Raw genomic sequence first — 15,009 nt, forward strand, 5'->3', positions numbered from 1 at the left:
ACTTGGTGATCGCCGCCGTCAGCGACGTCTTGCCGTGGTCGACGTGACCAATCGTGCCAATGTTCACATGAGGCTTAGTGCGCTCGAATTTACCTTTTGCCATGTGATCTCTCCATTCCTGCCAGCCCGTGCGGGCCTTGAATTAAGTTACTGGTGCAACTCGTTTCGAGTTACGCGTATTTCTTCTGGACTTCCTGGGCGACCGCGGTCGGGACCGGTTCGTAATGGTCGAACTGCATCGTGTAGGCCGCGCGGCCCTGGCTCATCGAGCGAAGGTTGTCCACGTATTTGAACATGTTGGCGAGCGGCACCATCGCGTTGATGACCACCGCGACGCCACGGGCTTCCTGGCCCTGGATCTGGCCGCGACGGCCGTTCAGGTCGCCAATGACGCTGCCGACGTAATCTTCCGGCGTCACCACTTCGACCTTCATGATCGGCTCGAGCAACTGCACGCCCAACTTCGGCGCTGCTTCACGGAAGCAGGCGCGGCCGGCGATTTCGAAGGCCAGAACCGAAGAGTCCACGTCGTGGTAGGCACCATCGATCAGCGTCGCCTTGACGCCGATCATCGGGAAGCCGGCGAACGGGCCCGAGGTCATGACGCTGTTGATGCCCTTTTCGACACCGGGGATGTATTCCTTCGGCACAGCGCCGCCGACGATCTTGGTTTCGAACTCGAATTCGCTGCTTTCCGGATTCGGCTCGAACAGGATCTTGACGCGGGCGAACTGGCCGGTACCGCCGGTCTGCTTCTTGTGCGTGTAGTCCTGCTCGTGCTTGCGAGTGATCGTCTCGCGATAGGCCACCTGCGGCGCGCCGACATTGGCCTCGACCTTGAACTCGCGACGCATGCGGTCGACGATGATGTCGAGGTGAAGCTCGCCCATGCCGGAGATGATCGTCTGGCCGCTTTCCTCGTCGGTCTTGACGCGGAAGGACGGATCCTCGGCGGCCAGGCGGTGAAGGGCGAGGCCCATCTTTTCTTGGTCGTTCTTGGTCTTCGGCTCGATGGCGATCTGGATGACCGGATCGGGGAATTCCATGCGCTCGAGGATGACCGGATGCAGCGGATCACTGAGCGTGTCGCCGGTGGTCGTGTCCTTGAGACCAGCGAGGGCGACGATGTCGCCGGCAAAAGCCTCTTCGACGTCGGCGCGCGAATTCGCATGCATCTGCAGCATGCGGCCGATGCGCTCTTTCTTGCCCTTCACGGTGTTGTCGACCGAGATGCCCTTGGTGAGCTTGCCCGAATAGATGCGGGCAAAGGTGAGCGAACCGACGAACGGGTCGTTCATGATCTTGAAGGCGAGCATCGACAGCGGCTCGTTGTCGTCGGCATGACGCTCGATCTCGGCGTCGGTCTTGGCGTCGACGCCCTTGATGGCCGGGACATCGGCCGGCGACGGCAGATATTCGACGACGGCGTCGAGCAGCGGCTGCACGCCCTTGTTCTTGAAGGCCGAGCCACAGAACATCGGATAGAACTTCACCGCGATCGTGCCCTTGCGGATGAGCGCACGGATCTCGTCATTGCTCGGCATCTTGCCTTCGAGGTAATTCTCGAGCGCCGTTTCGTCCATTTCGACGGCGGCCTCGATCATCTTCTCGCGGTACTCTTCGGCACGAGCCTTGAGGTCGGCAGGGATCTCGACGATGTCCCAGGCAGCGCCCAGCGTCTCGTCGCGCCAGACCAGCGCGTTCATCTCAACGAGGTCGACGACACCCTTGAACTCGGTCTCGGCGCCGATCGGCAGCTGCATGACGACGGCATGCGCACCGAGGCGCGAACCGATCATCTCGACCGAGCGGTAGAAGTCGGCGCCGATCTTGTCCATCTTGTTGCAGAAGATCATGCGCGGCACGCGGTACTTGTCAGCCTGGCGCCAGACGGTCTCCGTCTGCGGCTCGACACCGGCATTGGCATCGAGCAGCGCGATGGCGCCGTCGAGCACGCGCAGCGAACGTTCGACCTCGATGGTGAAGTCGACGTGGCCGGGGGTGTCGATGATGTTGAAGCGATGCATCTTGCCGTCGCGACCCTTCCAGAAGGTCGTGGTGGCGGCCGACGTGATGGTGATGCCGCGCTCCTGCTCCTGCTCCATCCAATCCATGGTCGCAGCGCCGTCATGGACTTCGCCGATCTTGTGCGACTTGCCCGTGTAATAGAGGACGCGCTCGGTGGTCGTCGTCTTGCCGGCGTCGATATGCGCCATGATACCGAAATTGCGGTAGTCTTCGATTTTATATTCGCGGGCCATGGGAGGTGCCTCTTCAGTCTCGTTCGCGCTTTACCAGCGGTAGTGCGCGAAAGCGCGGTTGGCTTCTGCCATCTTGTGGGTATCTTCACGCTTCTTGACGGCGGTGCCGCGGTTGTTGGCCGCGTCCATCAGCTCGCCGGAGAGGCGGTCGACCATAGTGGTCTCGTTGCGGTTGCGGGCGGCGGCGATCAGCCAACGGATGGCCAATGCCTGACGGCGCTCGGGGCGCACGTCGACCGGAACCTGGTAGGTGGCGCCGCCGACGCGGCGCGAACGCACTTCCACATGCGGCGCGACATTGTCGAGCGCCTGATGGAAGACGGTGACCGGTTCCTGCTTGGTCTTGGACTGGACCTGGTCGAGCGCGCCGTAGACGATGGTCTCGGCAACCGACTTCTTGCCGTCATACATGACGGCGTTCATGAACTTGGTGACGATCAGATCGCCGAACTTCGGGTCCGGATTGATCTCACGCTTTTCTGCACTGTGACGACGGGACATTTTTTCTCTGCCTCAATTCTACGCGGTGGCCTGGATCCCGGATCGTCGCTTGACGCCGCCCGGAACGACCTTGGCTACGCTTCGGTCACTTCGGACGCTTGGCGCCGTATTTCGAACGGCGTTGCTTGCGGTTCTTCACGCCTTGCGTGTCGAGCACGCCGCGGATGATGTGGTAACGGACGCCCGGAAGATCCTTGACGCGACCGCCGCGGATCATCACCACCGAGTGCTCCTGAAGGTTGTGGCCTTCGCCGGGGATGTAACCGATCACTTCAAAACCATTGGTCAGGCGGATCTTGGCCACCTTGCGCAGCGCCGAGTTCGGCTTCTTCGGCGTCGTGGTGTAGACGCGCGTGCAGACGCCCCGCTTCTGCGGGTTCTGCTGCATGGCCGGGACCTTGTTGCGCTTCACCGGCGCAATGCGCGGCTTGCGGATCAGCTGGTTGACGGTAGGCATTAAACCCTCTTGTCTCTCAATTCCGTGTCTCGCCCGGTCAGGGCCGCTCAAAGCGTCATTTCCATACGCAAATTCGGGCCACAAACCGCGCCTCGCGGTCTTGCCCGAACAAATGGCAGAGGAAGCGGAAGCCGCTTCATGCACGCCGGAAATGTCTTTTCGCTCGTAAAACGAACCCTGTTTGAGGCAAACTCCAAAGCGTGTCGCTTCGGAAGCAAGAGCCTCACATCGGTTCTGACTGGGCGGCTTCTACTCGTATGGCCACTGTCCGTCAACCCCGGAGCGGCAAATATTGCGCTGAAACCGAGGCGTGGCAGCCATGCGAAAAATGCATGTAATTTTCTTGCGCCGTTTTTCAAGAGGAAGGCAGAAAGTGACCGGCTTGCGGCTGTTTCCGGGCCGTGCTTCGTGCGAAAAGGCGGCATGAACAGCCCAAACCCCCTCGCCCGGAGGTACGAACCCGTGAATGACAATGAGGAGCGCCCAGTCACCATTATTACCGGCCGGGTGTGGAAGCGCAAAGGCGGTAAGCCGGAAGGCGTGCATCTGATGCTGGTCGCGCCGGACGACGATTCTGCGGTGCGCCGTGCTCTCGAATCGCTTGCCGCGGAAGGTTATGCCGAGGCCGAGCTCGACCAGATCGGCGATATGGACGGCGTGCCCGACGACGAGCCGCATCTGTCCGCCTATCAGGGCGCGCTCGAAGGCGAAGTGTCGATCGTAACGTTCGATGTGCCGATCTGACCAGCCATGTGATTGTCGCGGTCTCGCCCTGCTTGCCCGGCATCGGTTCTCTGCTAAGAACCAAGCGCAATATCAACCTGCGGAGTCCCCATGTCCCTGAATAGCGATCCCATCAAGCTCGGCATTGTCGGCGTGGGAAAGATCGTTCGCGATCAGCACCTTCCGGCCCTGGCGAAGGACCGCGACTACCGCCTCGTCGCCGCCGCCAGCCGGCACGGCAAGGTGGACGGCATTGCGAATTTTCCCGATATCGAGGCGATGCTCGACACTGTGCCGGAGCTTGAGGCCGTATCGCTCTGCATGCCGCCGCAGTTCCGCTACGACGCGGCGCGCACGGCGCTGGCGGCGAAAAAGCATGTCTTCCTGGAAAAACCGCCCGGCGCCACGGTCAGCGAGGTCGAGGATTTGAAAGCGCTGGCGGTGGCGAACGGCGTCTGCCTGTTCGCCAGCTGGCACTCGCGCTATGCGCCGGCCGTCGAAGCAGCGCGTACATTCCTCAGCTCGACTACGATCAGGTCGGCCGCCATCAACTGGAAGGAAGACGTGCGCCGCTGGCATCCGAATCAGGAATGGATCTGGGCTCCCGGCGGCTTTGGCGTCTTCGATCCCGGCATCAACGCGCTGTCGATCGCCACCCACATCCTGCCACCGATGCTCATCAGTTCGGCAGAGCTCGATTTCCCCGAAAACCGCGCGGCCCCGATCGCCGCCCATATCGTCTTCCGTACTTCGAACGGTCTGCCGGTGACGATGGAACTCGACTGGCGCCAGACCGGGCCGCAAAGCTGGGACATCCTGGCCGATACCGAGGCCGGATCGATGGTGCTTTCTGGCGGCGGCTCAAAGCTCGCCATCGATGGCCGCGTCGTTCACGAGGAGCCGGAAGCCGAATATCCGATGCTCTACAAGCGCTTCGCCGAGATCGTGCGCGCCGGCGTTTCCGACGTCGACCTCGCGCCGCTCCAGCACGTCGCCGACGCCTTCATGCTCGGCAAGCGCAATGTGGTCGAAGCTTTTTTTGACTGACACTGACCCCGGTAGAGCGACCTTGAATGTTCCGGATCATCTTGGCTTGCGGTCCAGGAATTCTCCCGGACGAGGCGCAGAAGCAACGGGAGCCGTCCGGTGTCCTTGTTCAAGTTCGCTCATGACATGTTGAACCGCCACCTCGAGATCGGCCTGCCCCCAGCCAAGCTCGGTGATTTCTCCATATCGAATGAAATTTGAGCGGCCGAAACCACCTTCAATGTCATTGTAAGAAATCACGCTCCGGCCGATCAACGCTACGACCCAGATGCGATGATCACTCCCAGCAGGAGAGTGATGCAGCCATTCTTCCGGATCGATCTTGATCAGGTCCCAAAGCCTTCGCTGCCCAAAGCTCATACGATCTCGGCCAGTGTTGATCAATTCCCAGATGGTCGCCTCGTTCAATTGCCGATTCCTTAAAAAGCCAGCCGCCGGTGGCAGCTTCAACTGACGATCGCTATTGCAAAGCCGTCATAGCCCTTGGCGCCAACAGTCTGGATCGCGGTACCTTGCAGACGCTTGTCGCTGCCAATGAACGAGAACGCCGCGCGTGCCCCTTCGACATTGGCGTCGCGGCCATCTTCGTTCACCACCGCGCCGTCACGGATGACATTGTCGCAGACGATGACAGTCCCCGGCCTCGAAAGACGCATCGCCCAGGACAGATAGTGCTGGTTGTTCGGCTTGTCGGCGTCGATGAAGATGAAGTCGAACGGCCCGGCATTCTCGGCGCCTAACGCGGCAAGCGATTGAAGCGCCGGTCCGACCCGCAGTTCCACGCGGTCAGATACCCCTGCCCGTTCAAAGTTCGACCGCGCGACACTGGCGTGGTGCGGATCAAGCTCGAGCGTCACGACCTTGCCGTCCACGGGCAACGCTCGCGCCATCCAGATTGTCGAGTAGCCGCCCAACGTGCCGATTTCGAGTACCTTCTTCGCTCCCTGCATTCGCGCAAGAAGTGACAGCAGCTTGCCTTGTGCCGGGGAAACATCGATCGGCGGTAGGCCGTGGTCATGGTTGGCCGCCAGAACGGCATCGAGGGCGGGATCCGCCTCGAAAAGAGCCTCGACAATGTAGCCGTCGACAGAAGCCCAGATCCTCCTGCTCATCCGTTGTCCTCCGATCCGATTGGGGAACCACAATGCGAAAAGGGGCCACTTGGGCCCCTTTTCTATCTTCTCTTACTTGCGCGCTTACTGCGCGGCGGTAACCATGTCGGTCAGCATCGGCTCGGCGACCTCGACGCCGGACGCCTTGCGGCGCTCGTCGATGATCAACTCGTCGCGCGAGGTGGCGATGCGCCGGATCTGGCTCATCGTGCCGCCGGTGCCGGCCGGGATGAGCCGGCCGACGATGACGTTTTCCTTCAGCCCCTGCAGCATGTCGGTCTTGCCGGCAACCGCAGCTTCGGTCAGCACCCTCGTCGTCTCCTGGAAGGAGGCGGCGGAGATGAAGGACGGCGTCTGCAGCGAGGCCTTGGTGATGCCAAGCAGCACCGGCTGGCCTTCGGCCGGCTTCTTGCCCTCCTCGACCAGGCGCTCGTTGACCTCTTCCAGTTCGATCACGTCGACGTGGTCGCCCGGAATGTAGGTCGAATCGCCCTGCGTGGTGATCTCGACCTTCTGCAGCATCTGGCGAACGATCACCTCGATGTGCTTGTCGTTGATCGACACGCCCTGCAGGCGGTAGACCTCCTGGATCTCGTTGACGAGGTAGGAGGCAAGCGCCTCCACGCCCTTGATCGCCAGGATGTCGTGCGGCGCCGGATTGCCGTCGAGGATATAGTCGCCCTTCTCGATGACGTCGCCGTCCTGGAGATGGAACGGCTTGCCCTTCGGGATCAGGTATTCGACCGGCTCAAGCGTCGAGTCATGCGGCTCGATGATGATGCGGCGCTTGTTCTTGTAGTCGCGACCGAAGCGGATCGTGCCATCGATCTCGGCGATGATGGCGTGATCCTTCGGACGGCGTGCCTCGAACAGTTCGGCCACACGCGGCAGACCGCCGGTGATGTCCTTGGTCTTGGCGCTTTCCATCGGAATACGCGCCAGCACGTCGCCGGGGCGAACCTGTGCGCCGGGTTCGACCGAAAGAATGGCCTCGACCGAGAGCAGGAAGCGGGCGTCGCCACCCTTCGACAGCTTGCCGACCTTGCCCTTGGCATCCTGGACGACGATCGCCGGCTTGAGGTCGTTGCCGCGTGGCGTCGAACGCCAGTCGATGACCTCGCGCTTGGTGATGCCGGTCGATTCGTCGGCGGTTTCCTGAACGGAAATGCCATCGACCAGATCTTCGAACGCCACCCTGCCCTCGATTTCGGTGAGGACCGGGCGGGTATAGGGATCCCACTCGGCAATACGCTGGCCGCGCTTCACCTTGTCGCCATCGTCGACGAAGATGCGCGAACCGTAGGTGACGCGGTGCGTGGCGCGTTCCTTGCCGGCCTCGTCGAGGATCAGCACCGCCATGTTGCGACCCATGACCATCAGCTGGCCGTCGGAGTTGCGCACCACGTTGCGGTTGCGGATCTCGACCTTGCCCTCGTACGAGGCTTCAAGGAACGAGGAATCCACCACCTGCGCCGTGCCGCCCATGTGGAAGGTACGCATGGTGAGCTGGGTGCCCGGCTCGCCAATCGACTGCGCCGCGATGACGCCGACAGCCTCGCCCTGGTTGACAGGCGTGCCGCGGGCCAGATCGCGTCCGTAGCAGACCGCGCAGACGCCGACCCTGACCTCGCAGGTCAGCGCCGAACGGATGCGGACAGACTGCACACCGGCCTTTTCGATCAGTTCCACGTCACGCTCGTCCATCAGCGTTCCGGCCTTGACCAGAACCTCGCCGGTGACCGGGTGAGTGATATCGTCGAGCGAGGTGCGGCCGAGAACGCGCTGACCAACCGAGGCGACGACCTGACCGGCATCGACGATCGGCTGCATGGTGAGGCCCTTGTCGGTGCCGCAGTCGAGCGAGTTGACGATGCAGTCCTGCGCCACGTCGACAAGACGACGCGTCAGGTAACCCGAGTTCGCCGTCTTCAAGGCGGTGTCGGCCAGACCCTTGCGGGCGCCGTGGGTCGAGTTGAAGTACTCGAGCACGGTCAGGCCTTCCTTGAAGTTCGAGATGATCGGCGTCTCGATGATTTCACCGCTAGGCTTGGCCATCAGGCCGCGCATGCCGGCGAGCTGGCGCATCTGGGTGGGCGAGCCGCGCGCACCGGAGTGCGACATCATGTAGATCGAGTTCATCGGCTTCTGACGGCCGTTGTCCTCGAACTCGACCGCCTTGATGCGGGCCATCATTTCGTCGGCGACCTTTTCCGAGCACTTGGCCCAGGCGTCGACGACCTTGTTGTACTTCTCGCCCTGGGTGATCAGGCCGTCATTGTACTGCTGCTCGTATTCCTTGGCCAAAGCCTCGGTGTCGGACACCAGCTTGATCTTGGCATCCGGGATCAGCATGTCGTCCTTGCCGAACGAAATGCCGGCACGGCAGGCGTGGCTGAAGCCGAGAGCCATGATGCGATCGCAGAAAATGACCGTCTCCTTCTGACCGCAATGGCGGTAGACGGTGTCGATCATCTTGGAGATGTTCTTCTTGGTCATCTCCTGGTTGGCGGTCTCGTAGGGCACATTGACGTTCTTCGGCAGCAGCTCGCCGATGATCATGCGGCCAGGCGTGGTGTCGTGGATCTTCGATACGACCTTACCGTCGGCGTCGACCGTGCGGAAGCGCCCCTTGATCTTGGAATGCAGCGTTACCGCCTTGGTCTCGAGCGCATGCTGGAGCTCGCCCATATCGGCAAACACCATGCCCTCGCCCGGCTCGTTCTGGTTGACGATCGACAGATAGTAGAGACCGAGAACCATGTCCTGCGACGGCACGATGATCGGCGCGCCGGAAGCCGGGTGCAGGATGTTGTTGGTCGACATCATCAGCACGCGAGCCTCGAGCTGCGCTTCCAGTGACAGCGGCACGTGGACCGCCATCTGGTCGCCGTCGAAGTCGGCGTTGAAGGCCGTGCAGACCAGCGGGTGAAGCTGGATCGCCTTGCCTTCGATCAGGATCGGCTCGAACGCCTGGATGCCGAGGCGGTGCAGCGTCGGCGCGCGGTTCAACAGCACCGGATGCTCGCGGATGACCTCGTCGAGGATATCCCAGACCTCCGGACGCTCCTTTTCGACCAGCTTCTTCGCCTGCTTGACGGTCGAGGAGTAACCCTTGGCGTCGAGACGGGCGTAGATGAAGGGCTTGAACAGCTCGAGCGCCATCTTCTTCGGCAGGCCGCACTGGTGCAGCTTGAGCTCGGGACCGGTGACGATGACCGAGCGGCCGGAATAGTCGACGCGCTTGCCGAGCAGGTTCTGGCGGAACCGGCCCTGCTTGCCCTTCAACATGTCGGACAGCGACTTCAGCGGACGCTTGTTGGCGCCGGTGATGACGCGGCCGCGGCGGCCATTGTCGAACAGCGCATCGACGGCTTCCTGCAGCATGCGCTTTTCATTGCGCACGATGATGCCGGGCGCGCGCAGCTCGATCAGCCGCTTCAAGCGGTTGTTGCGGTTGATGACGCGGCGGTAGAGGTCGTTCAGATCCGACGTAGCGAAACGGCCGCCGTCCAGCGGGACAAGCGGACGCAGATCCGGCGGGATCACCGGAACCACCTTCATGATCATCCATTCCGGACGGTTGCCGGATTCCATGAAGTTCTCGACGACCTTGAGACGCTTCAGATACTTCTTCTGCTTGAGCTCGGAGGTGGTCGAAGCCAGTTCCGAACGCAGATCGCCGGCGATCTTCTCGAGGTCCATGCCGGCCAGCAGGTCGTGGATCGCCTCGGCGCCGATCATGGCGGTGAAACTATCCTCGCCATATTCGTCGACGGCCATCATGTACTCTTCCTCGCTGAGCAGCTGGTGCTCCTTCAGCGCGGTGAGGCCGGGTTCGGTGACGATGTAGTTCTCGAAGTAAAGGACCCGCTCGATGTCCTTCAGGGTCATGTCGAGCAGCGTGCCGATGCGCGACGGCAGCGACTTCAGGAACCAGATGTGGGCGACCGGTGCCGCCAGCTCGATATGGCCCATGCGCTCGCGGCGGACGCGCGACAGCGTGACTTCGACGCCGCACTTCTCGCAGATGACGCCCTTGTACTTCATGCGCTTGTACTTGCCGCACAGGCACTCATAGTCCTTGATCGGACCAAAAATGCGCGCGCAGAACAGGCCGTCACGCTCCGGCTTGAAGGTGCGGTAGTTGATGGTCTCCGGCTTCTTGATCTCGCCGAATGACCAGGACAGAATCTTCTCAGGGCTGGCAAGCGAGATCCGGATGGAATCGAACACCTGCGCAGGCGCCTGGGGGTTGAAGAGATTCATGACCTCTTGGTTCATGCCGTTCTCCTTTTCGGGGTCCTCGAAAACCCCTTGCATCTAGCGCGGGCCAAACGCCCGCCGACTTGATCGGCCATCGGCCGAGAATTTGGTGCGTCCGGTCGCGGGAAGGCCGCGGCCGGACGTCTTGCTTACTCGGCCGCGTCGGGCAGCCGGATCGGGTTGTCGTCGAGCTTGGTGTTCTCCAACTCGACATTGAGGCCGAGAGACCGCATTTCCTTAACGAGAACGTTGAAGCTCTCGGGGATGCCGGCCTCGAATGTGTCGTCGCCTCTGACGATCGCCTCGTAGACCTTGGTGCGGCCGGCGACGTCATCCGACTTCACCGTCAGCATCTCCTGCAGCGTGTAGGCGGCGCCGTACGCTTCAAGCGCCCAGACCTCCATCTCGCCAAAGCGCTGGCCACCGAACTGCGCCTTGCCGCCCAGCGGCTGCTGGGTAACGAGCGAGTACGGCCCGATCGAACGCGCGTGGATCTTGTCGTCCACAAGGTGGTGAAGCTTGAGCATATATATGTAGCCCATCGTCACTTTGCGATCGAACGGTTCGCCGGTGCGTCCGTCATAGAGCTGCGACTGACCGCTGGTGTGCAGGCCCGCCTGCTCCAGCATGATGTTGATGTCGGCCTCGTGCGCGCCGTCGAACACCGGTGTCGCGATGGAGACGCCGCGGCGCATCTGCTCGCTGAGGCGAACGATGCTCTCGTCGTCATATTCGCGGACCGGCTCGTTGCGGTCATTGGCCGGCATGAAGCTCTCAAGCGTCTTGCGCAGCGGCTTGATGTCGCCCGCCGTCTTGTACGCATCGATCAGATCGCCGATCTTCTTGCCCATTCCGGCGCAAGCCCAGCCCAGATGCGTTTCCAGGATCTGGCCGACATTCATGCGGCTCGGCACACCCAGCGGGTTGAGCACGATGTCGGCATGCGTGCCGTCCTCGAGGAAAGGCATGTCCTCGACCGGAACGATCCGCGACACGACACCCTTGTTGCCGTGCCGGCCGGCCATCTTGTCGCCGGGCTGCATCTTGCGCTTCACGGCCACGAAGACCTTGACCATCTTCATGACGCCCGGAGGCATCTCGTCGCCGCGCTGCACCTTCTCGACCTTGTCCATGAAGCGCTGCTCGAGCGCCTTCTTGGAATCGTCGTACTGGCCACGCAGGGCTTCCAGTTCGCTCTGGAGCTTTTCGTTCTCCACGGCAAACTGCCACCACTGCGAACGCGGATACTCGTCGAGCGTGTCCTTCGACAGCTTCGAGCCCTTCTTGAAGCCCTTCGGCCCGGCAATCGCCTCCTTGCCGACGAGAACGTCGGAAAGGCGCGAATAGACGTTACGGTCGAGGATCGCCTGCTCGTCGTCGCGGTCCTTGGCGAGGCGTTCGATCTCCTCGCGCTCGATCGCCATGGCGCGCTCGTCCTTCTCGACACCGTGGCGGTTGAAGACGCGCACTTCGACGACGGTGCCGAAGGTTCCCGGAGGCATGCGCATGGAGGTATCGCGCACGTCCGAGGCCTTTTCACCGAAGATGGCGCGCAGCAGCTTTTCTTCCGGCGTCATCGGGCTTTCGCCCTTCGGCGTGATCTTGCCGACCAGGATGTCGCCCGGCTGCACTTCCGCACCAATGTAGACGATGCCGGCCTCATCGAGGTTCTTCAGCGCTTCTTCCGAGACGTTCGGGATATCGCGCGTGATCTCCTCCGGCCCGAGCTTGGTGTCGCGGGCCATGACTTCGAACTCCTCGATGTGGATCGAGGTGAAGACGTCGTCGGCGACGATGCGCTCGGACAAGAGGATGGAATCCTCGTAGTTGTAGCCATTCCACGGCATGAACGCGACCAGCACGTTGCGGCCGAGGGCCAGATCACCGAGCTCGGTCGACGGGCCGTCGGCGATGATGTCGCCCTTGTTGACCCGGTCGCCCATGCGCACCAGCGGACGCTGGTTGATGCAGGTGTTCTGGTTCGAACGCTGGAACTTCATCAGCCGGTAGATATCGACGCCGGACTTGCCGGGATCGAGATCTTCCGTGGCGCGGATGACGATACGCGTCGCGTCCACCTGGTCGACGATGCCGCCGCGGCGGGCGCCGATGGCGGCGCCCGAGTCACGGGCGACGATCGGCTCCATGCCGGTGCCGACGAACGGCGCTTCGGCGCGCACCAGCGGCACGGCCTGACGCTGCATGTTCGAGCCCATCAGCGCGCGGTTGGCGTCGTCGTTCTCAAGGAACGGAATCAGGGCCGCGGCCACCGACACCATCTGCTTCGGCGACACGTCCATCAGATCGACGTTTTCGCGCGGCGCCATCATCACTTCGCCGGCGTTACGGCAAATGACGAATTCGTCGACGAAATGACCATTCTTGTCGAGCTCGGCATTGGCCTGCGCGACGTGGTGCTTGGCCTCTTCCATAGCCGACAGGTAGACGACCTCATTGGTCAGCTTGCCGTTGACGATCTTGCGGTACGGGCTCTCGATGAAGCCGTATTTGTTGACACGCGCGAAGGTCGCAAGCGAGTTGATCAGGCCGATATTCGGGCCTTCCGGCGTCTCGATCGGGCAGATGCGGCCGTAATGCGTCGGGTGCACGTCGCGCACCTCGAACCCGGCACGCTCGCGGGTCAGGCCGCCCGGTCCAAGCGCCGACAGGCGGCGCTTGTGGGTGATCTCCGACAGCGGGTTGGTCTGATCCATGAACTGCGACAGCTGCGAGGAACCGAAGAACTCGCGCACGGCGGCAGCCGCCGGCTTGGCGTTGATCAGGTCCTGCGGCATCACCGTGTCGATCTCGATCGAGGACATACGTTCCTTGATCGCGCGCTCCATGCGCAGCAGGCCGACGCGGTACTGGTTCTCCATCAGCTCGCCGACCGAGCGCACGCGGCGGTTGCCGAGATTGTCGATGTCGTCGATCTCGCCCTTGCCGTCGCGCAGTTCGACCAGCGTCTTGACCACGGCCAGGATGTCGTCCTTGCGCAGCACGCGCACGGTATCCTCGGCCTTGAGCTCGAGGCGCATGTTCATCTTGACGCGGCCGACGGCCGAAAGATCATAGCGCTCGCTGTCGAAGAACAGCGAGTTGAACATGGCTTCGGCGGTCTCGAGCGTCGGCGGCTCACCGGGGCGCATGACGCGGTAGATGTCGAACAGCGCGTCCTGGCGGCTCTCGTTTTTGTCGACGTTGAGCGTGTTGCGGATATAAGCGCCGACATTGACGTGATCGATGTCGAGAACCTTGATCTCGTCATCGCCGGTGCCGAGAAGCACTTTCAGCGTCTTTTCATCGATCTCGTCGCCGGCTTCGAGGAAAATCTCGCCGGTGCCATAGTTGACGATGTCCTCGGCAAGGTAGTTGCCGAGCAGATCCTCGTCGGTCGCCTTGATCGCCTTGAGACCTTTTTCGCCAAGCGCCCTGGCCTGGCGGGCAGTGATCTTCTTGCCGGCCTCGACGACGACCTCGCCGGTGTCGGCGTCAACCAGGTCACCAACGGCCTTGAGGCCGCGGAAACGCTCGACGTTGAAGGGAATGCGCCAATGGTCGCCGGCGCGCTTGTAGGTGATTTTGTTGTAGAAGGTCGACAGGATCTCTTCGCCGTCCATGCCGAGCGCCATCAGCAGCGACGTCACCGGAATCTTGCGGCGGCGGTCGATACGGGCGTGCACGACGTCCTTGCTATCGAACTCGATGTCGAGCCACGAGCCGCGGTAGGGAATGACCCGCGCGGCAAACAGAAGCTTGCCGGACGAGTGCGACTTGCCCTTGTCATGGTCGAAAAAGACGCCCGGCGAACGGTGCATCTGCGAGACGATGACGCGCTCGGTGCCGTTGACGATGAAGGTGCCGTTCAAGGTCATGAGCGGCATGTCGCCCATGTAGACGTCCTGCTCCTTGATGTCCTTGATCGACTTCGCGCCGGTATCCTCGTCGATATCGAACACGATGAGGCGCAGCGTCACCTTGAGCGGCGCCGCATAGGTCAGGTCGCGCTGACGGCATTCGTCAACGTCGAATTTCGGTCCTTCGAACTCGTATTTCACGAATTCCAGCATCGAGGAGCCGGAAAAATCGGAAATCGGGAAGACCGACTTGAAAACTGCCTGCAGCCCCTCGTCAGGACGCCCACCCTTGGGCTCCTCCACCATCAGGAACTGGTCATAGGATGCCTTCTGAACCTCGATCAGGTTCGGCATCTCCGCAACTTCCGGGATCTTTCCGAAAAATTTGCGTACGCGTCTGCGGCCATTGAAAGTCTGGGTCTGGGCCATCGTCGCTCCTTAGCTCAATTCTCGGGACGAGCCTCGCCGCGGCTCGCCTTGCATCTCGGGCCACCTCGGCGGCCCTGTCTTGTTGCCCGCCGCCTGTCGGCGGCTTCTTGTCTTTTCACCCACCACCAATTGGCGGTGGGCCAGAAACGGGAGAAAACCCGTTTCCTGAAGGCCGGTTTGCGGCCCTCAGGAAAGAGGTTTTCGCACTCTTCGCGCCATGAGCCTCCCCTCGACGTGAAGGGAGTGGCGGGCGGGGCGCCCCCCGGCCGCGGGGCGGAACCCGTTAATAAGTTGGGACATGGGGCCGGCGGGGGGCACGGGGGGGGGGTACTTTTGGGCGGCGGGGGGTGGGACGGCGT

Annotated in this window: 10 protein-coding genes; 2 read left to right on the forward strand and 8 right to left on the reverse strand. The window is 62.1% G+C overall.

Annotated features, from left to right (window positions below):
- The 4 genes from NKJ09_RS31905 to rpsL form a co-directional block, all read right to left on the reverse strand.
- The coding region (locus NKJ09_RS31905; RefSeq protein WP_245464554.1) for a GTP-binding protein at positions 1–103 on the reverse strand (103 nt) is incomplete at its 3' end.
- A gap of 67 nt (positions 104–170) precedes the next feature.
- Entirely contained in the window at positions 171–2,261 is a 2,091-nt protein-coding gene (gene fusA, locus NKJ09_RS31910) for an elongation factor G (RefSeq protein ID WP_023680448.1), read from the reverse strand.
- 30 nt (positions 2,262–2,291) lie between these two features.
- Complete coding sequence (gene rpsG, locus NKJ09_RS31915; RefSeq protein ID WP_008875664.1) at positions 2,292–2,762, reverse strand: 30S ribosomal protein S7; 471 nt, start codon at positions 2,760–2,762, stop codon at positions 2,292–2,294.
- 85 nt (positions 2,763–2,847) lie between these two features.
- Entirely contained in the window at positions 2,848–3,219 is a 372-nt protein-coding gene (gene rpsL / locus NKJ09_RS31920; protein WP_006333356.1) for a 30S ribosomal protein S12, read from the reverse strand.
- Positions 3,220–3,681: 462 nt separating this feature from the next.
- Here rpsL and NKJ09_RS31925 point away from each other — a divergent pair, with 462 nt between their 5' ends.
- The gene (locus tag NKJ09_RS31925; protein WP_023721675.1) at positions 3,682–3,963 is read left to right on the forward strand and encodes a transcriptional regulator; all 282 of its coding nucleotides are present in this window, start codon (positions 3,682–3,684) and stop codon (positions 3,961–3,963) included.
- A gap of 90 nt (positions 3,964–4,053) precedes the next feature.
- Positions 4,054–4,989 carry a Gfo/Idh/MocA family protein gene (locus NKJ09_RS31930; RefSeq protein WP_023721674.1) on the forward strand — a complete coding sequence of 312 codons (936 nt, stop codon included), beginning with the start codon at positions 4,054–4,056 and terminating at the stop codon, positions 4,987–4,989.
- Positions 4,990–5,025: 36 nt separating this feature from the next.
- On the opposite strand, the gene NKJ09_RS31935 is transcribed toward NKJ09_RS31930, so the two are convergent.
- From NKJ09_RS31935 to rpoB, 4 genes are all read right to left on the reverse strand, one after another.
- Positions 5,026–5,397: a hypothetical protein gene (locus NKJ09_RS31935; RefSeq protein ID WP_023721673.1), complete on the reverse strand. Its 372-nt coding sequence runs from the start codon at positions 5,395–5,397 to the stop codon at positions 5,026–5,028.
- Positions 5,398–5,435: 38 nt separating this feature from the next.
- Positions 5,436–6,101: an O-methyltransferase gene (locus NKJ09_RS31940; RefSeq protein ID WP_023721672.1), complete on the reverse strand. Its 666-nt coding sequence runs from the start codon at positions 6,099–6,101 to the stop codon at positions 5,436–5,438.
- Between the two features lie 84 nt (positions 6,102–6,185).
- Complete coding sequence (rpoC, locus tag NKJ09_RS31945) at positions 6,186–10,382, reverse strand: DNA-directed RNA polymerase subunit beta' (protein ID WP_023721671.1); 4,197 nt, start codon at positions 10,380–10,382, stop codon at positions 6,186–6,188.
- A gap of 131 nt (positions 10,383–10,513) precedes the next feature.
- Positions 10,514–14,650: a DNA-directed RNA polymerase subunit beta gene (rpoB, locus tag NKJ09_RS31950; RefSeq protein WP_352496503.1), complete on the reverse strand. Its 4,137-nt coding sequence runs from the start codon at positions 14,648–14,650 to the stop codon at positions 10,514–10,516.
- Positions 14,651–15,009 lie beyond the last annotated feature (359 nt).

Source organism: Mesorhizobium sp. M0189 (genome assembly GCF_040322135.1).
Taxonomy (GTDB): Bacteria; Pseudomonadota; Alphaproteobacteria; order Rhizobiales; family Rhizobiaceae; genus Mesorhizobium.